Genomic DNA, 16,992 nt, shown 5'->3' on the forward strand with positions numbered 1-16,992 from the left:
CACCGACTCGGCTTTGACGACCTTGTCGTCGGCGACGAGCTCGAACGGGCGCTTGCCGAAACGTACCTCGGTCACGGCGCAAGTCAGGAAGCGGGTGCCGAAGCGGGTGACCTGGCGCCGGAACACGTCCATCATCTCGGGGCCCTGGATGCCATGCTCGAAGCCGGGATAGTTCTCGACGTCGGTGGTTATCGTGAGCTGGCCGCCGGGTTCATGCCCCTCGATCAGCAGCGGACTCAGATTGGCGCGCGCGGTGTAGAGCGCCGCGGTTAATCCCGCGGGACCGGAGCCGAGAATTACGACTTTGTTTATTTCATCAGCCATATGAACCGTCTGCGAAACTGGTTTGAGACTCAAAAGTACAAGAAAGGTTTTAGATGATACGTCCGTGAGCGCGCCGGTATCGATTCCGAAGGATGGTAGTCGTCCACGTATGGAGGCACGTTTATCAGAAGGGTGTCCTGCCCGATCACCTTGCACGTCGCCTCGCCAGCCTGATCGAATCCAGGTAGCGCGCGAACCAGCAAAATTCCCGGGATGATTTGTTTTTCTTGAAGAGGCTGAATTCCATACGAACATGGCGCGCCACAATTCGTTCGATAAATGCCCACGGAGTAGCCGACCATCGGCGCACTGGCGATTCGTTCGAAGCCCGCATCTGACCCCGTTCGAAATGTATCTACAATTGAGAGACCACCGAGAAACAACCCCAGCGCGGAGAGGCACAGCAACGGTGAAAGCAGTGCGAGGGCCATGACCGTAGTCAACCAACGTCTGGGAATGATCAACGCAAAGAATGCCGCCAAGAAGGGCAGAAGAAAACTCAAGGTACCGACTGCGACGTTGGCAAACGCATTGCTGAAACGCACGAACGGATAGCAGCTATCAGCTTGCAAGAGCACGAAGACCAGTAGCGGCAAGCCCAGGAACTTGACTGTGCGGATCCAAGTCGGCGGTGGTGCTTCAATCGACATATTCGAGAGACCGAGAATCACGAGTTTATTGTATCTGCGCGGGCGGTCAACATAAGCTCTAACCACTCCTTCGATGGCGGGCAAGAAACCAATTCAAACGCGGCGCGCCGTTTCCTCGCGCCTGACGCATCTTGATGCGCGCGGGCGAATCCGGATGGTCGATGTCGGCGGGAAGCCGGTCACGCGGCGCGAGGCGATCGCGCGCGGCGAGGTCCGGATGGCGCCGGCGACGCTCGAGGCGATAGTCGGCGGCAAGCTCAAGAAGGGCGAGGCGCTGGCAGCGGCGCGCATCGCGGGAATCATGGCGGCGAAACGCACGCATGAGATGATTCCGCTCTGCCATCAGATCCCGCTCGAAGTCGTCGAAGTCGATTTCAATCCCGACGGCGCCAACTCTGCGCTGCAAATTCAGGCTCGCGCCGTGACGGATGCGCGCACGGGCGTCGAGATGGAAGCGCTGGTCGCAGTGAGCGCGGCGGCGTTGACGATCTATGACATGGCCAAGGCGATCGATCGCGCGATGGAAATCGGCGCGATTCGGCTAATCGCAAAACGCGGCGGCCGCAGCGGCGCGTTTGTCCGCGCTGGCGAACCGGCGTGGCCATCGCGGTGAGCAGGGGTGACCCCTGCACCCAGTGTTTTTTCGTCTTGCGCTGGCACCGCTCCGTTGTCGCTGCATTGTGATTAGGATGTTGAGAGTGAATTCGCGGAAGGTTTCATCGTCGACACATTCGCAACACCCTGTTGTCATTCTCAAGCGGGGCAGGGAAGGGCCGGTCCGCGGCGGCAATCCGTGGATCTTCTCGCAAGCAATCGATCGAATTGAACCGCCATCACCTGAAGCCGGCGCGCTCGTTACCGTGCACGACGCATCGGGCGCGCTGATCGGCATGGGCTACTGCAATCCAGCGACGACGATCGCAATCCGGATGATTGCGTGGGGTGAGACTCCGGCAATCGAAGAACTGATCGCACGCCGATTGAAGAGCGCGCTGGAACTGAGGCAGCGTTTGATCCGCGACGATACGAATGCTTACCGGCTCGTCAACGGCGATGGCGATGGGCTGTCAGGCGTGGTGGTCGATCGATTCGGCGACGTGCTGGTAGTGCAAATCCTGACCGCGGGCGCGGACCGGATGCGCGCGCCGATTGTTGCCGCACTGAACGAACTGCTTCATCCGCGATCGATCATCGAACGGAGCCACGGCGCGGTGAGAAAGCAGGAGGGCCTCGACGATCACATCGCGGTTCTCGCCGGCGAACCTGAGACGGAGACGATTGCGGCGGAGAACGGAACCAAAATCAAGATTGATTTCGAGCACGGACAGAAGACCGGCTATTTTCTCGATCAACGCGACAACCGGGCGAGTGCCGGCTCGATCGCGTCCGGCGCGTGCGTGCTCGACGCCTTCTGCTACCAGGGCGGATTCTCGCTCGCGGCGATTGCGGGCGGCGCCAGCAAGATCGTCGCGGTCGATACGTCGGCGCGGGCGCTCGAAATTGCTCGGCAGAATCTCGAGCTGAATGAGTATCCTGCCAGTGCGGTCGAGTTCGTACATGGTGAAGCCGGAAAGTTCATGGCCGAGACGGCGAATCGCTTCGATCTTGTCGTCCTCGACCCGCCGCCGCTGGCGCGCAGCCGTGGCGATTCGGAGCGAGCGGGACGCCTTTACGTCGAGCTCAACACTGTCGCGATGCGCGCGCTGGCACCGGGCGGGCGTCTCATGACGTTTTCATGCTCGACGCATTTCCGCGCCGACGATTTCGTTCGCGCGGTGCGATTTGCCGCATCTAACGCCGGCCGCACTCTTCGCCTGCTGGCGCATCTCGGCCCCGGCCCCGACCATCCCGTGCTGCTCGGCCACAGCGAGGGCGAGTACCTGACGGGACTGCTGCTGGCTGATCTATAGTTCTCAGGTAGTGCGCTGATTCAGCGCTGGTCAGGCTGTCCCTCGCGCATCGCATCCTGGTCTGCGCCATGCCAATAGCGACCCCAGAGAAGCTCCGGGCCGAAACAGAGAACGACTCCGCCAATCAGAATTGCGGCGGACAGCAGATTCCATGGTCTTGCTCCCAGCGAGATAACCCTGAACCCCACCAACGAAGTGATGACCGCCATGATCAGAAAGAACGGACCGGTGAACATGCAGTGTACTCTTTGGCAGCGAGCGCTGTTCCAGAAGCACATGACTGCGAGCCAGATGAGACCGGCAGTCCAGGCGACAGTGCGTTCCCGCCAGCCGAAGCCTCCGGTCAGGATCAACAGAAGCACCCCCGGCCCCCAGAAAATCGCCATTCGAGCGCCGGTGGAACTCAGATCGTTTTGAATATACGTCGCAGGGGCTTTCATCGTGATCCACTTGAGTCGGGTTGGCGTTGCTCTCAAATCGCGCGCTTCGTCTAGCGGTCTAACAAACCATCATAGAAAGCGAAAGGAACCACCCGCCGGCGCTGGCCAGCTCACAGAATCGGAGCAATGCGAATCTTCAGCCCAATTTTTCGCGCAAAAAATACGGCTTGCTAAACTGCCGGGTTTGCTTGAGTATGGAGCAAATTTTTCGATGGGATCGGCCGAATGGAGCGAAAACTCCGCGCATACAGCTTAGTCAAGACGCTCTTTGTTCTAATCGCACTCGCGACCGCCGCGTGTCATCGCGAAGTTGCGATGCCGCCGCTGCCTCTGCGCAATATCACGCTCACTGATAAATTTTTTGACGTGTGGCCGACCAGTCCGACGCGCGCGTTTGTGGTCGGCGATCGGGGCAAGGTGCTGCTGACCGAGGACGGCGGCCGCACCTTCAGGCGAATCGACATCGGCACCGAGCTCGGCGTCTTCGGAATCCAGATGACCGACGATCAGAACGGCTACCTGTGCGGGCAGGACGGCCTTGTGATGCGCACGCGCGACGGCGGCAAGACCTGGAAGCGGCTCGACTCGCGCACGCATCTATTTATTTTCGGATTGTCGTTCCCCGACACAAATCACGGCTTCCTGGTCGGCGACCGCGCGCTCGTGGAGAGTACGACCAACGGCGGCGAGAGTTTCGTCAAGCGCCAGTTACAACATATCTTTCCGCAGGAGATTGCTGATTACGCGCTGATGTACGAAGAGCCGGTGCTTTACAGCGCGAGTTTCACCGACGTCGATCACGGATGGGTGGTCGGCGAACTGGGGCGAATCTGGGCGACCGAAAATAGCGGCAAGAGCTGGCAGGAACAGCAGCAAATACTGGTGCCGCAATACAAATATCCTCCAGGACCCAACGACGATGCGCGCTTCACCGATTTTCTGCTGCCGACCTTCTTCAGCGTCTCGTTCCGCGATCAGAAACATGGCGCGGCCTGTGGGCTCGAAGGGTGGGTGATACAGACTGACGACGGCGGCAAGAGCTGGCGCTTTGCGCATCAGGCGGACAAGCCGGGCGGGCCGCCTGACACGCTGGTGCCGGGCGCGCTGCAAATTCCGGCGCGCGACCCGCTGTTCTCGATCGATCTGTTCGCGGGCGACCAGGGAATCACCACCGGATTGACGGGCACGGTGCTGCGCCTTCAGCCCAACGGCGCGTGGGCGCACGATCCGTCGGTGCCCGCGATACCGTTCCCACTCAGCCAGGCGCGGTTCTTCGACGCGCAGCACGGATGGATCGTCGGCTACGGCACGATCCTTTACACCGAGGACGGCGGCAAGACGTGGCGTTTCTGTCAGGGTTGAGCGCGAACGCGCGAACACAGGGAATTCGGAGAAAGCAATGACCTGGTACCGTTTTGGTGAATGGATTCTGCGCTGGCGCTTCGTGGTGTTGGCAGTCGTCGGCGTGCTGACCGCATTTTTCGGCTACTTCGCGGCGCAGACCCAGCTCGTCACGAGCTTCGGCGACCTGCTCCCGCAGAATCATCCGTTCATCCAGATCGCGCACAAATACGACCAGTACTTCGGCAGCGTCAACAACGTAACGATCATGATCGAGGCGAGAGAGGGGACGATCTACGACGCCAAGATCATCAAGAAGATCGTCAACATGACGAATAACATGGATCTCGTTTACGGGATTCAGCACGGATCGGTGCGCTCGCTCTCGACCGCCAGTTATTTCCGCCCGCTGGCCGCCGGCGTCATTCTCAATACGCCCGTACTGCCCAACGGCAACATTCCCAAGACCCAGTCCGACCTTAACGAGCTCGAGAGCAACGTCCACAAAAACCCGGGCGTGGTCTTTGGCCAGTTCGTCTCGCTCGACGACAAAGCAGCAGTGATCACGGGCAGCTTCCTGGAATCGCGGCTCGACTACAAGCGCATCTTCGACGAGATTCGCAAGATCGTCGTCCTGCCTGAGCGCGACGATACGGTGCATATCTACTACGGCGGACAGCCGATCCTCTACGGCTGGGTGTATCACTACACGCCGGAATTTCTCTGGATCTTCGTCGCCACAGTGCTCGCGGTCTGGATCCTGCTCTACCTTTATTTTCACGACTGGCGCGGTGCGCTGCGGCCGACGATCTCCGGCGTCATCTGTGCCATCTGGGGCCTCGGCTTCATCCGGCTGCTGGGTTACGGACTCGACCCGCTCGTGCTCGTCATTCCGTTTCTGATAACCGCGCGCGCCGTCAGCCATTCGGTGCAAATGCACGATCGGTATTACGAGGAATTCTACCGGCTGCGCGACAAGCAAAAGGCTATCCTGTCGTCGTTCGCCGAGTTGTTCGTTCCGTCGCTGTCGGGAATCCTGGCCGACGCGTTCGGGGTACTCGTCATCCTGCTGGTGCCGGTGCTGTTTCTGCAAAGACTGGCGGTCACGGCCAGCTTCTGGATCGCCGCGATCATCGTGAGCGAGCTGATACTCAATCCGATCGTGTATTACTATCTCGACCCGCCGCACATCGGCGTGATCGAAAAACGCGAGAACGGCATCTTCAAACGGATGTTGCAGTCGATCGCCAGGCCGATGCTGGAGCGGACGGGGCGCATCGTGACGTTCGCGGGGACGATCGCGGTGATCGCGCTGTGCGCGTTCTTCTGGACCGGTCTCAAAGTCGGCGACCCGTCGTCTGAATCGCCGATCCTGTGGCCCACCTCGCCGTACAACCGTTCGATGGCCGCGATCCAGGGCGAGTTCGGCGCGATCGAACAGTTCGTCGTCGTCGCTGAGCTGGCCAGGCGCAACTCGCTGGATGATCCCAAGCTGTACCACGTCATGGACGAGTACGAACGTTACATGGAACGCGACCCCGCGGTCGGGCGTACATTCTCGGTCGCCGATTTGCTTTCGAACGGCGGCTCCGCGCTGAAAGAATTCTACCCGAAGTGGAACGTGCTGCCGACCACCGCGCGCGGCACCGGACAGTTGCTCGGCGGATTGCTGGCGGGAGCGTCACCGCTCTCGACGGCGTACATTATCACGCCTCGGCGCGACGCCACCCAGATGACGGTGTACACCAAGGATCGCGAGGGCGAAAACGTCCAGCGAGTCGTGCTGCGCACGCAGCGATTTTTCGCTGAGCCACAGCACCAGGTGCCCGGGGTGACGTTTTCGCTCGCCGCGGGAATCATCGGCGAGCTGGCCGCCGCCAACCAGGAAATCATCAACAACGACCTTCTGCTCAACGTACTCGCGTTCGCCACTATCTATATAATACTACTGGCTACCTATCGTTCATTGATGGCGGGTATCTATTTGCTGTTCCCGCTGGCATTAGCCAATGCCGCGATCAATGCCTATATGGGCGCTCATGATATCGGTATCAACATCAATACTCTGCCGGTAGTTACTGTCGGTGTCGGATTCGGGATTGACTATTCTATTTATATAGTAAGCCGGATTATCGAGGAACTTGCGCAGGGCAAGGACCTCAAGCTCAGTACCTACACCTCCCTGGTCACCTCGGGGAAGGCGGTCGCCTTTACCGCGCTGACGCTGGTCGCGTCAGTTCTGTTCTGGTACTGGTCGAGCATCCGCTTCGACGCCGAGATGGGCATGCTGCTGGCGGTCTGGATGTTCGTTTCGATGCTTGGTGCGATGACCATTCTGCCCGTGCTGATCGTAACTTTCGATCCCGCTTTCATCCGTCGCGAGAAGGACCGTGTAGTAGCGTCCAAGCTGCTCGAGGTCGAGGGTCACTCGGTGGCCGCATCTTCCTAATCATTGACGCTCGTGGATAATCTGATCCGGTGCCCGCGATGAAACTCGAGCGGCTGGATCATTTCGGTATCGAGGTCGCTGACCTCGCGCGCGCGGAGCGTTTCTATACCGCCGTCCTCGGCCTCGAGGTCGTCAACCGTTTCGGCGACCAGGTTCTGCTCGATTGCGGGGGCCAGAACCTTGCGCTCTTCGAGGTGCCGCGCGCCCCGCTTGATGACGCCGCGCGGCGGGCGCTCATCGCACACCCGCTCGGCCACGGCCATCATGCGTTCAAGGTGCAGGCGAGCGATTTCGTCGTTGCGCGCGAACGCCTCGCGGCGGCCGGCGTCGAGAGCGCCGCGGCGATCGATTGGGGTGATCACGATTGCATCTACTTCCTCGATCCCGATGGCAACCTGCTCGAAATGGTGAGTTACCGCTGAACGCCGGCCTGAAATCGCGCGCCACCGTGGTTCACTATCGATGAACTCGGGGCCAATGATCCGCGCGGAAGATCTCCGCAAGCGCTACGGCGACCGCGTTGCGCTCGACGGCGTGTCATTCACCGTCAACGCCGGCGAGATCGTCGGGCTGCTCGGTCCCAATGGCGCCGGCAAAACGACCACCCTCTCGATTCTGTCGGGGGTGATTGCTCCTGACTCCGGCCGCGCCTTGATCGCAACGCACGATCTCGCCGCCGATCCGCGCGTCGCGCGCAGGAGCCTCGGGCTGGTGCCGCAATCGCTGGCGTTGTATCCGACGCTCACCGCACTGGAGAATCTTCTGTTCTGGGGGCGAATCCAGGGGATGGCGTCGAGCGACGCTTTGCGCCACGCGCGCACATTGCTGGTCGAAGTCGGCCTCGATGATCGTGCGGACGACGCGGTCAACGAATTTTCCGGGGGCATGATGCGCCGGCTCAACATCGCGTGCGGCATGATGCATTTTCCGGCGGCGATCATGCTCGACGAGCCGACCGTCGGTGTCGATCCGCAATCGCGCGGGCGGATCTTCGCGGTCGTCGAGGCAGCCGCGCAAGCGGGCGGTGCGATCCTTTACAGCACGCACTACATGGAAGAAGCCGAACGGCTCTGCGATCGAATCGTGCTGATCGATCACGGAAACACGGTTGCCCAGGGTACCGACCGCGAACTGATTGCGCTCGCCGGTACCGAGCCGCGAATTGAAATCATGACCAAAAAAGCGCTGCCGCCGGGATGGTCGAAGGGGATCGCGGGCGTCGGCGAACTGCCGTGGGAAGTCGTCGACGGATTCGCGGCTGCGGCCACCTTGCACGCGCTTGACCAGGTGCCCGACGTAATCAAGCGCGCCGGCGAGGTTGGCGACGAAGTGATCGAATTCCACGTTCATCGCCCCAATCTTCAAGACGCGTTTCTGAAACTCACCGGTCACGCGCTGCGCGACGCGCCATGAACCTGGTGTCTTTCCCGAGGCGATGATGCTGCGCGCGGTGTGGCTGACGATCGGCAAGGAATTTCTGCTCATCCGGCGCGACCGCGTCGGTTTGTTCATGCTGCTGGTCGCGCCAATCGCCGTCATCGCTGCCGCTGGATTCTCGCTGGCAAAAATTTACGGCGGCCGAACCGTTCCGCGCGGCGAATATTCGATAGCCGTCTTCGACGAAGACCACGGCGCCATCGCCCGCGCGATTTTCGACGCGCTCGCGCAGCAGCCGGACCTGGCCATCATCGAGTCTTCGAGCCGCCGCGACGCCGAACAGACTGTCCGCGAGCGAAAATTGGCGGTGGTTGGAATAGTCATTCCGGCCGGAACCACCGATGCGATCGAACACGGCCGCGGCGCGCGGCTCATTCTCTACACCGATCCCGTCAAGTACCTGCAGACCATCAAGGTCGAACTCGCGCTTTCGGAGTTGTGCAGTAAAATCACCGCCGGCGCCGCAAGCCAGGCGCGAAGTCAAACCGCAGAGCAGACGCGAAGCTTTACCCGCAAGCTCGACCAAGCCCGCCAGTCCGCCCAGCAAGCCCGCGCGGACGCTGCCCGGCTCGCCACTCAGGCCGAGGCGTCGCGCGCGGCGATCGAGCCGAAGATTCGCGCGCACATCGAGACTGCTTTGACCGCCGCGCGCGATCGAACAAAACTTGCGCTCGATAGCGAGATGGATCGTATCCAGCGCAAGCTCGATGCCGACACGGCCGCGCAGCAGGCGAAACTCGACGAGCTCAAGGACTATCTCGGCCGCCTCGAAATTGCGCACGGCCAGTTCGAGAACTGGTTCGGTCAACTACAGCAGCTCGCCGGCAGCCACGCCGCAGACATTCCGCCGCCACCGGCTATCCCGTCGCCGCCGGCCGATTTGAATCTGGGCGGAATCAAGCTGGAACCGGTCGCGGAGCTGCGTGACGCGCGGACTCGTCTCGAAAGCGCGCTCACGATTCCGCCGATCGCTCTCAATCTTCCAGCGCTGCCGCCAGCGCCAAAAGTTCCGCTCCTCAACATTCCCGAGATGCCGGTGATCGATCCGAGTCTCTCGATTCCCGGCTCGCTCGGAATCACCGAGGTCGATTCGACCGGCAAGGAAATCGGCCAGTTCGCCGGGTTCAACGCGTTCGATCTCCAGGTGCCCGGGTTTGCCGTGACCTTTCTTTTGATCGGCATGCTGATGGGCGTGTCGCTCGCGCTGATCGACGAGCACGACTGGGGCACGCTCGAACGCCTGCGCTCCGCGTCGGCGCCGCTGTGGGCCACGCTCACCGGCAAATTGCTCGCGCGCTTCGTCGTCGGCTTCATCCAGATGGCGGTGCTGTTCGCGGCGGGATACGTGTTGTTCGGAATTTCGCTCGGCCGCAATCCGGTTGCATTGATAATGCCGGCCGCGGCGATCGCCTTCGCGGGCGCGGCCTTCGGCTTGATCGTTGCCGGAGTGGGCAGAACGCGCGACGCGGTTTTGCCCGTTGGTGCAATTGTGATCATGACGATGGCGGCGATCGGCGGCTGTTGGTGGCCGATAGATTTCGAGCCGGTCTGGATGCAGCATGTGGCGCTCGCGCTGCCGACCACGTGGGCGATGCGTGCCTTTAACGATTTGATGATCCGCAACCTCGTCGCGTCGAGCGCAGTGATCCCGGCCGCTGTAAATTTCGGCTTCGGAATCATCTACACTGTGGTCGGCGTCGCAATCGCGCGCCGCCGCTTCGGCTGATCGCATGAAAGGGGAATTTTGCCAATTGAAAAAATCCGCAAATAGATTTCGCGGCGGCGTCCTGACCAGCGCGCTGATTGCGCTGGCCGGCGTATTCGCCCTGCTTATTGTCGCGCCGCGCACTGCCGGCGCGGCAGTGATGCGATTCAAGGTCGACGTAGATCGCAGCACGGTCAGCGTGGCCGTCGCGGAACCGGCCGCATGGATCCGCGGCACTGCCACCGGGACCTTCCGGATTATCGACGGGGCGGTGAGCGTCGATCCGGTTAACGTCCCGCGCACCGCCAAGGTGAGAATCCTGCTCGACGCGGGCAGCTACAGCAGCGACAACCCGTCGCGCGATCGTTACGTCACCGAAAAGTCGCTCGAGGCGGACAAGTTCTCCACCATCGGATTCGAAAGCAACACCGTCGTCGGCGTCGTGATGACCGGGCCTAACGAAGGCACCGCGATAGTCAACGGATTCCTCACCCTGCACGGCGAAGCGCACGCCATGACCATGTCGGTGCATGCGACGCTCGGCGCTGACGGCGTCTTTACGGGCGACGGCGAAGTAAAATTCAACTACGAAGATTTCGGCGTCAAGGTTCCCACCATCTGGTTCCATACGCTCCTGGCCGGTGACGAAGCGACGGTGCGCTTTCATATCGTCGCGGTAAGTGAAGCCGCGCCGCCGCATTAGACTCCGGTTGTCCGCGAGGCTGTCCATCAACTACAAGCTTGAGCATGGTTGAACTAGCGACTTCTCCGCGTGGCGCAAAACTTCCGGCCGCCGTGACCGAGCTGGCAGCGGCGATCGAGGCTGACGGCGGTGCCGCGCTCGCCGCATATCAAGAGCCGGTCGGCAACAACTGGCAGCTGTTCGCGATCCTTCCGCTGGCGAAGGTCGAGGCGACGCCGTATCAGCGCGATCTCTCGCCGGCCCATCTCAAGCGCATGATTGAAGTGATGAAGAAGCTCGATCGTTTCACCGAGCCGATCGTCGCCGTGTACAGTGCCGGCACCTACTGGACTCCCAACGGCAATCATCGGCGCGCAGCTGCATTGAAGTCCGGCGCCAGGATGATTCCCGCAATCGTGATACCGGATCCCGAGGTCGCTTTTCAGATTCTCGCGCTCAACACCGAGAAGGCGCACAACCTCCGCGACAAGGCGCTCGAGGTCATCCGGATGTATCGCGCGCGTCTCGAGGATCGTCCCAAGTCCGCCGAGAAGGACTTCGCCTTCGAGTTCGAGCGCGCGCATTACATCACGCTCGGACTGGTCTACGAAAAGAAATCCAGGTTTTCCGGCGGCGTTTACGCGCCACTGCTCAGCCGGGTGGACACTTTCCTGGCCAAGCCGCTCAAGGACGCAATCGAAGATCGCGAGGAGCGCGCGGCGCAGGTCGAGCGTGCCGACGATCTGGCGGTCGCGCTGGTGGCCGCTGGCAAGAAGCGCGGCCTGATGCATCCCTATCTGAAGAATTTCATCATCGCGCGATCAAACCCGCTAACGCGCGCGCGAAAAAATCTTCCAACCTGTAAGGCGGCGCTGAACAGCATGATCAAAGCACTCGAGGAATTCGATTTGGGCTCGATCCACTTCGGCCAGATTCGCGCTGCCGCCCAAATCGCCGCTGCCACCTCAGTCGCCGACCCAAACTGAAACCCAAAGCGGATATTCAAGATGGTTGATCAAATCGTTTTGTACGAAACTCGATACCCGGCTGCGATAATCACGCTCAACAACCCTGACCATCGCAACGCGCTCAGCGCCGCGATGATCGACGCACTTATGGCTGCGATTGCGCGTGCCGAAGCGGATCGCAGCGTACGCGCTCTGGTCTTCACCGGCACCGGTTCGGCATTTTCCGCCGGCATGGATCTTGGCGAATTGCGGGGCATGCTCGACCAGCTACGCGTCGATGAATCGGGCGCGGTCTGGGACGGGGCGCTGCGCGGCGAGGCCTTGATCGAGCGCGTCTATCGCCTCGGCAAGCCGTCGATCGCCGCCGTCAACGGAGTTGCGGTCGGCAACGGCGCCGGCTTCCTGAGTGCCTGCGATTTGGCCGTCGCCGTCGACGGCGCGCGAATCGGTTACACCGAAATGAAGCACGGCATCCAGGCGGGAATGGTAATCCTCCACCTTATGCGATTGGTGGGCGAACGCGTCGCGGGATATCTGCTGCTCACGGGAGAACTGGTGACCGCCGAGCAGGCGAGGGCACTCGGACTGATCAACAAGGTCGTACCACAGGACAAGCTGATGGAGACGGCGCTTGCGTGGGCGGATGCGATCTCGATGAACGCGCCGAAAGCAGAAGCCGTCACCAAATCACTTATGTGCAAATTCTCCGGCCAGGCGATCGCGATGAGCATGACCGAATACACCGCGGCGCCGCACATCACCGACGAAACTCGCTCGGGCCTCGAGTCCTTCTTCGACAAGAAACCGGTACCCTGGTCGCTCAAGCCGTGATGATTTCCGCCGTTCGGCGTGGTCTTTCAGCGAATGATTTTGGGGACGGCCTTGCCGCTCGAATGATCGATCGGTTTTGAAATTTCTTCCATGAGCTGCTCTGTCTTGTAGGACTTGCGCATGCAACCAGCGGCCACGCAGGATTAGCGCACCGATGCCGACACCGACTCCTCAGGCGCAACCGTGGATTTGCTCCTCGCCGGCCTGGAATCGACGCGCTGGACCTTGAGCCGCGCAACTCCATTGTCGGTGATGCCGAGTTCCTCCGCCGCGCGTCTGGAGAGATCCAGGCTTCGGCCGCGAACGTGCGGTCCGCGATCGTTGATTCGCACCTTTACTGATTTGCCCGTCTTGGGATTGGTTACCAGCACCGTGGATCCAATCGGGAAAGTTTTCGATGCCGCCGTAAAATCGTCAGGATCGTACGGCTCCCCGCTGGCCGTCAGTTGTCCAGCCATCTTGTCGTCCTGGAAAGAAGCCCTGACTGCTGCCGACGGCCTCGCGCGCGATTGCCGAGGTGGCGGCGCAACCGGCGCAGGCATTGCGACAGGTGGTGGCGCGACTGCAGGTGCGGGCTGCGTTTCCTGATGAGTCGCACATGAAGCTGCAAGCAGCAGGCTTGTCAGCATCAGCGCTCCGCCCAGGTTGATTTTCCAATTGCTGATAATTCTCATGTGGGATTAGCGGATAGTTACTCGCGATGAATTTCCCGGCTTCTCAGTCACCGAATTGACTATTCGGCAACGGAGAGGCGCAGCGCGGCCTGCTCTTTTAGCGTAGGTCTTTTCGGAAAATGGGACTAGGCGGCGGCGGGGGCGCGGGCGAGTTCGAATGCTCCGAGCTCGAGACCGTCGTTCGAGCGCAGCACTATCTTGGTCGAGAGCCGCTGCTCGAGCGTCTCGAGGTCCTTTGCGCCGTGGTCGTACAAGTAGCGCGCGACTTCGGGATTCAGCTTGACGATCAGCATGTCGCCCGCTGACTTGGAAACCGCCTCGCGATGAATCCCGCGCAGCACTTCGGCGGCGAGCGTCGGTACCGACTTGACGACGCGCCGCCCTTCGCATCGAGGACAGTTGTCGGTCAGCAATTTCTCCAGGCTCTCGCGGGTGCGCTTGCGCGTCATCTGCACCAGCCCCAATTCGGAAATCTTAAGCGCCGAAGTCCGCGCCTTGTCGCGCTTGAGCGCGGTCGCCAGCGCGTCGCTGACTTTCTTGCGATCGCCCTCGCGCGCCATGTCGATAAAATCAACGATGATGATGCCGCCGATGTTGCGCAGCCGCAGCTGCTTCACCACTTCCTCGACCGCTTCGAGGTTGGTCTTGAAGATGGTGTCGTCCTGGCTGCGCTTGCCGACGAAGCGTCCGGTGTTCACGTCGATCGCGGTGAGAGCCTCAGCCTGATCGAAAATCAGGTAGCCGCCCGACTTGAGCCACACCTTGCGATCGAGCGCGCGCTCGATTTGCGGCTCGATATTGAAGCGATCGAACAACGGCTGCGGACCGTCATGCAGCGCCACGCGCGCACGCAGCCGCGGCATATAGTTCTGCACGAATTGCACGACTCGGCTGTAGGTCGTCGGATCGTCGCACCATAGCCGGTCCACTTCGCTGGAAAACATATCGCGCACGACCCGCAGCGCCACGTCGAGATCGCTGTACAGGATCGACGCCGGCGGCATGCTCTCGTTCTTGCGCAGGATCGAGCTCCACAACTTGGTCAGAAACGCGACGTCGCGCTGGATCTCCCGACGGCTCACGCCCTCGCACGCCGTGCGCACGATAAATCCGCCCTGCGGCGGCCTGAGCTCTCCGACGTCTTGCCGCAGCCGCGCGCGTTCCTCGGCGCTTGCGATTCGCCGCGACACGCCAATGTGATTGCTGGTCGGCGTGAAGACCAGATGGCGTCCCGGCAGCGAAATCGACGACGTCAGCCGCGCGCCCTTGGTGCCCATCGGCTCCTTGGCGATCTGAACGATGATGTCCTGGCCGCGGCGCAGTTGCTGCTCGATCGGCAGCCGCGAGCGCTGCGGCGCCTGGCTCCGCCCGCGGCCTCCGCGACCGCGACGACGTCCGCGCGAGGGTCGCGGCTCGCTTCCTTCGCCGCCGCCATTAACGTTGTCGGCCGCTTCCTCACTGATGCTCGACTCCGCTTCGCCAAACTCGTTGTCGCCAATCGGCTCGGTTTCGACGTCTTCTTCGCCGAGCACTTCCGCCACCGTGTTGAGCGCGGAGACTCCGTCGTGAAAATCCGAGACGTGCAGGAAGCCGGCCTTCTCCAGCCCGATATCCACGAACGCCGCCTGCATCCCGGGCAGCACGCGCGTGACCTTGCCCTTATAGATGTTACCTGCGAGCCCTACCTGGCGATTTCGCTCGAGGTAAAATTCGGCGAGCTCGTTATCTTCGAGCAGCGCGACCCGCACTTCGAGCGCGGACGCGTTAATTGCGATTTCTCGTTTCACAAATGGACTCTCTATTCCGCCAAATCCGACATGATTTCGAGGACAAGGATGATGCGCCGGGAGTCGTCGCGCGGGTGTCGCGAGCTATTCGAAGAATACCACCATCCGGTGGGACATCGTTTTACCCTTTGCCTCGACAACTTGTGCAGGATCATACGAGGCACGCCCGACCTCCGCAAGCAAGTGTGCTAAGTGTATCGATAACGGGCTTTTAATCCTCACCTATCTTGACATGCTATCCGTGGGCCGATACTCGTCATGGGGATGTCTGCTGCGGCTGACATGGTTGCGCCCAGTCTTCCGGGAGCGGGCCTGCTCAACAGCAAGGTCCTCGTTCTCAATCGCTCTTACCTCCCCGTTCACGTTACGTCGGTCAAACGCGCGTTTGCGCTGCTTTATCAGGGCGTCGCCAAGGCGGTCGATGAGCAGTATCACACCTTCGACTTCGATAGTTGGCGCGATTTGTCGATTGAAGTTCAGCACGAGCGGTTGGGAATCGTGAACGGCTTCATCCGCGTGCCGCGCGTCCTGCTGCTGACGGCGTACGAGCGTGTGCCCAAGCGCCACGTGCGATTCTCGCGCTTCAACATCTTCGCCCGCGACGGCAACACCTGTCAGTACTGCCACAAGAAATTGCCCCGCACCGAGCTGAATCTCGACCACGTAATCCCGCGCTCACGTGGCGGGATGTCGACGTGGGAGAACATTGTGTGCTCGTGCCATCATTGCAATCGCCGCAAGGGTGGCCGTACGCCCGACGAAGCCGGGATGCATCTGTTCCGCCGTCCGCGCCGCCCCGAATGGACCCCGTTCTCCTCCGAGATGTTCAGCCTGCGCCGCTACCGCGAATGGATGCCGTATCTGTCGCAGGTCGACAGCGCCTACTGGAACACCGAGCTGATACAGGACTAGCTCGGTCTCCTCTCCTCAACCCCAAACCTGGGAGCGAAACGTCGTCCTCGACATTTCGCGATTTCCTTCTCACTGGGTGCAGGGGTCACCTCTGCCCAAGGAGGTGCGGAACCCACGGTGGGTTCCGCATTAAAATAAAGTGATTTACCCTTCCCCCATCCACAACAAGCTGTAGATACCACTCCCTCAACCCACGATATGTTGGGTATCCTCTTGACCCTCTGAGGGTGGTTTAGGATAAACTTCCTTGGCAGTGGTGGATGTGGTGGAGGCGGAGACAGCATGCGTCTTAAGAGCCTTGAATTACTAGGCTTCAAGAGTTTTCTCGATTCAACGACGATTAGTTTCGCGCCGGGGATGACCGCGGTGGTCGGTCCCAACGGATGCGGTAAATCGAACGTCGTCGACGCGATTCGGTGGGTGCTTGGCGAGCAGGCCCCGACCCGTCTGCGCGGCAAGATCGTCGAAGATCTTATCTACGCCGGCAACGAGTCGAATCCCGCGGCCGGGATGGCCGAGGTTTCGCTGGTGCTTGAGGCCGAAGACGGCAGCCAGCTTCCAGAGCCATACTCCGCGCTCAGCGAAGTCGCGGTGACGCGGCGTGCGTATCGCTCGGGCGAGTCGGAATATCTGCTCAACAAGATTCCCTGCCGCCTTAAAGACATCACCGAATTTTTCATGGCCGCGCAGATTCACAGCCGTGGCTACTCGCTGGTCGAGCAGGGCCGAATCGAGGAAATTATCCAGGCCAAGCCGCACGAACTGCGCACGCTGGTCGAGGAAGCTGCGGGCCTGTCGTTGTTCAAGGGGCGGCGCGAGATGAGCGAGCGCAAGCTCGAGCGCGTCAAGGAAAATCTCGCGCGAGTTGACGACGTGCTCAGC

General features: G+C 61.0%; 17 protein-coding genes. 12 read left to right on the plus strand and 5 right to left on the minus strand.

Annotation, left to right across the window (positions count from 1 at the left end):
• Both VIW95_RS10765 and VIW95_RS10770 read right to left on the minus strand, forming a co-directional pair.
• Nucleotides 1–324 (minus strand): NAD(P)/FAD-dependent oxidoreductase (locus VIW95_RS10765; RefSeq protein WP_331586266.1); only part of this gene is annotated, 324 nt, incomplete at its 3' end.
• 29 nt (nucleotides 325–353) lie between these two features.
• Nucleotides 354–1,058, minus strand: coding sequence for a hypothetical protein (locus VIW95_RS10770; RefSeq protein WP_331586268.1), 705 nt, complete (start codon nucleotides 1,056–1,058; stop codon nucleotides 354–356).
• Between VIW95_RS10770 and moaC the strand changes: the two genes are divergently transcribed.
• Both moaC and VIW95_RS10780 read left to right on the plus strand, forming a co-directional pair.
• A complete protein-coding gene (moaC, locus tag VIW95_RS10775; protein ID WP_331586270.1) occupies nucleotides 1,048–1,587 on the plus strand; it encodes a cyclic pyranopterin monophosphate synthase MoaC in 540 nt (179 codons plus the stop codon). The genes VIW95_RS10770 and moaC overlap by 11 nt on opposite strands.
• Before the next feature lie 85 nt (nucleotides 1,588–1,672).
• A complete protein-coding gene (locus VIW95_RS10780) occupies nucleotides 1,673–2,884 on the plus strand; it encodes a class I SAM-dependent rRNA methyltransferase (protein ID WP_331586272.1) in 1,212 nt (403 codons plus the stop codon).
• 20 nt (nucleotides 2,885–2,904) lie between these two features.
• On the opposite strand, the gene VIW95_RS10785 is transcribed toward VIW95_RS10780, so the two are convergent.
• Complete coding sequence (locus VIW95_RS10785; protein WP_331586274.1) at nucleotides 2,905–3,324, minus strand: hypothetical protein; 420 nt, start codon at nucleotides 3,322–3,324, stop codon at nucleotides 2,905–2,907.
• A gap of 225 nt (nucleotides 3,325–3,549) precedes the next feature.
• Between VIW95_RS10785 and VIW95_RS10790 the strand changes: the two genes are divergently transcribed.
• Genes VIW95_RS10790 through VIW95_RS10825 form a run of 8 tightly spaced genes read left to right on the plus strand, consistent with a single transcriptional unit; the run spans nucleotide 3,550 to nucleotide 12,737 of the window.
• Complete coding sequence (locus tag VIW95_RS10790; RefSeq protein WP_331586276.1) at nucleotides 3,550–4,686, plus strand: WD40/YVTN/BNR-like repeat-containing protein; 1,137 nt, start codon at nucleotides 3,550–3,552, stop codon at nucleotides 4,684–4,686.
• 37 nt (nucleotides 4,687–4,723) lie between these two features.
• Nucleotides 4,724–7,114, plus strand: coding sequence for an efflux RND transporter permease subunit (locus tag VIW95_RS10795; RefSeq protein ID WP_331586277.1), 2,391 nt, complete (start codon nucleotides 4,724–4,726; stop codon nucleotides 7,112–7,114).
• Between the two features lie 38 nt (nucleotides 7,115–7,152).
• Nucleotides 7,153–7,536 carry a VOC family protein gene (locus tag VIW95_RS10800; RefSeq protein ID WP_331586297.1) on the plus strand — a complete coding sequence of 128 codons (384 nt, stop codon included), beginning with the start codon at nucleotides 7,153–7,155 and terminating at the stop codon, nucleotides 7,534–7,536.
• 55 nt (nucleotides 7,537–7,591) lie between these two features.
• On the plus strand, nucleotides 7,592–8,527 hold the full coding sequence (locus VIW95_RS10805; RefSeq protein ID WP_331586279.1) for an ABC transporter ATP-binding protein: 936 nt from the start codon (nucleotides 7,592–7,594) through the stop codon (nucleotides 8,525–8,527).
• A 22-nt stretch (nucleotides 8,528–8,549) separates the two neighbouring features.
• A complete protein-coding gene (locus VIW95_RS10810; RefSeq protein ID WP_331586281.1) occupies nucleotides 8,550–10,277 on the plus strand; it encodes an ABC transporter permease in 1,728 nt (575 codons plus the stop codon).
• Nucleotides 10,278–10,302: 25 nt separating this feature from the next.
• Nucleotides 10,303–10,959 carry a YceI family protein gene (locus VIW95_RS10815; RefSeq protein WP_331586283.1) on the plus strand — a complete coding sequence of 219 codons (657 nt, stop codon included), beginning with the start codon at nucleotides 10,303–10,305 and terminating at the stop codon, nucleotides 10,957–10,959.
• A gap of 44 nt (nucleotides 10,960–11,003) precedes the next feature.
• Complete coding sequence (locus VIW95_RS10820) at nucleotides 11,004–11,924, plus strand: ParB N-terminal domain-containing protein (protein WP_331586285.1); 921 nt, start codon at nucleotides 11,004–11,006, stop codon at nucleotides 11,922–11,924.
• 21 nt (nucleotides 11,925–11,945) lie between these two features.
• Nucleotides 11,946–12,737: an enoyl-CoA hydratase/isomerase family protein gene (locus VIW95_RS10825; protein WP_331586287.1), complete on the plus strand. Its 792-nt coding sequence runs from the start codon at nucleotides 11,946–11,948 to the stop codon at nucleotides 12,735–12,737.
• A 143-nt stretch (nucleotides 12,738–12,880) separates the two neighbouring features.
• On the opposite strand, the gene VIW95_RS10830 is transcribed toward VIW95_RS10825, so the two are convergent.
• Nucleotides 12,881–13,411 (minus strand): septal ring lytic transglycosylase RlpA family protein, encoded by a 531-nt coding sequence (locus VIW95_RS10830; protein WP_331586289.1) that lies wholly within the window; start codon nucleotides 13,409–13,411, stop codon nucleotides 12,881–12,883.
• A 125-nt stretch (nucleotides 13,412–13,536) separates the two neighbouring features.
• Complete coding sequence (locus tag VIW95_RS10835) at nucleotides 13,537–15,198, minus strand: Rne/Rng family ribonuclease (RefSeq protein ID WP_331586291.1); 1,662 nt, start codon at nucleotides 15,196–15,198, stop codon at nucleotides 13,537–13,539.
• 312 nt (nucleotides 15,199–15,510) lie between these two features.
• On the opposite strand from VIW95_RS10835, the gene VIW95_RS10840 reads away from it, so the two are divergent.
• Both VIW95_RS10840 and VIW95_RS10845 read left to right on the plus strand, forming a co-directional pair.
• Nucleotides 15,511–16,110 (plus strand): HNH endonuclease, encoded by a 600-nt coding sequence (locus tag VIW95_RS10840; protein ID WP_349259317.1) that lies wholly within the window; start codon nucleotides 15,511–15,513, stop codon nucleotides 16,108–16,110.
• Nucleotides 16,111–16,392: 282 nt separating this feature from the next.
• Nucleotides 16,393–16,992 (plus strand): AAA family ATPase (locus tag VIW95_RS10845; protein WP_331586295.1); only part of this gene is annotated, 600 nt, incomplete at its 3' end.

The sequence above is a fragment of the Binatus sp. (SeqCode) genome (genome assembly GCF_036522015.1).
In the GTDB taxonomy this organism is placed as follows: domain Bacteria; phylum Desulfobacterota; class Binatia; order Binatales; family Binataceae; genus Binatus.

Coding starts and splice junctions, on each gene's coding strand:
- VIW95_RS10810 (WP_331586281.1), top strand. CDS start 8,550: ATGATGCTGCGCGCGGTGTGGCTGACGATCGGCAAGGAATTTCTGCTC.
- VIW95_RS10790 (WP_331586276.1), top strand. CDS start 3,550: ATGGAGCGAAAACTCCGCGCATACAGCTTAGTCAAGACGCTCTTTGTT.
- VIW95_RS10785 (WP_331586274.1), bottom strand. CDS start 3,324: ATGAAAGCCCCTGCGACGTATATTCAAAACGATCTGAGTTCCACCGGC.
- VIW95_RS10820 (WP_331586285.1), top strand. CDS start 11,004: ATGGTTGAACTAGCGACTTCTCCGCGTGGCGCAAAACTTCCGGCCGCC.
- VIW95_RS10795 (WP_331586277.1), top strand. CDS start 4,724: ATGACCTGGTACCGTTTTGGTGAATGGATTCTGCGCTGGCGCTTCGTG.
- VIW95_RS10825 (WP_331586287.1), top strand. CDS start 11,946: ATGGTTGATCAAATCGTTTTGTACGAAACTCGATACCCGGCTGCGATA.
- VIW95_RS10800 (WP_331586297.1), top strand. CDS start 7,153: ATGAAACTCGAGCGGCTGGATCATTTCGGTATCGAGGTCGCTGACCTC.
- moaC (WP_331586270.1), top strand. CDS start 1,048: ATGGCGGGCAAGAAACCAATTCAAACGCGGCGCGCCGTTTCCTCGCGC.
- VIW95_RS10805 (WP_331586279.1), top strand. CDS start 7,592: ATGATCCGCGCGGAAGATCTCCGCAAGCGCTACGGCGACCGCGTTGCG.
- VIW95_RS10830 (WP_331586289.1), bottom strand. CDS start 13,411: ATGAGAATTATCAGCAATTGGAAAATCAACCTGGGCGGAGCGCTGATG.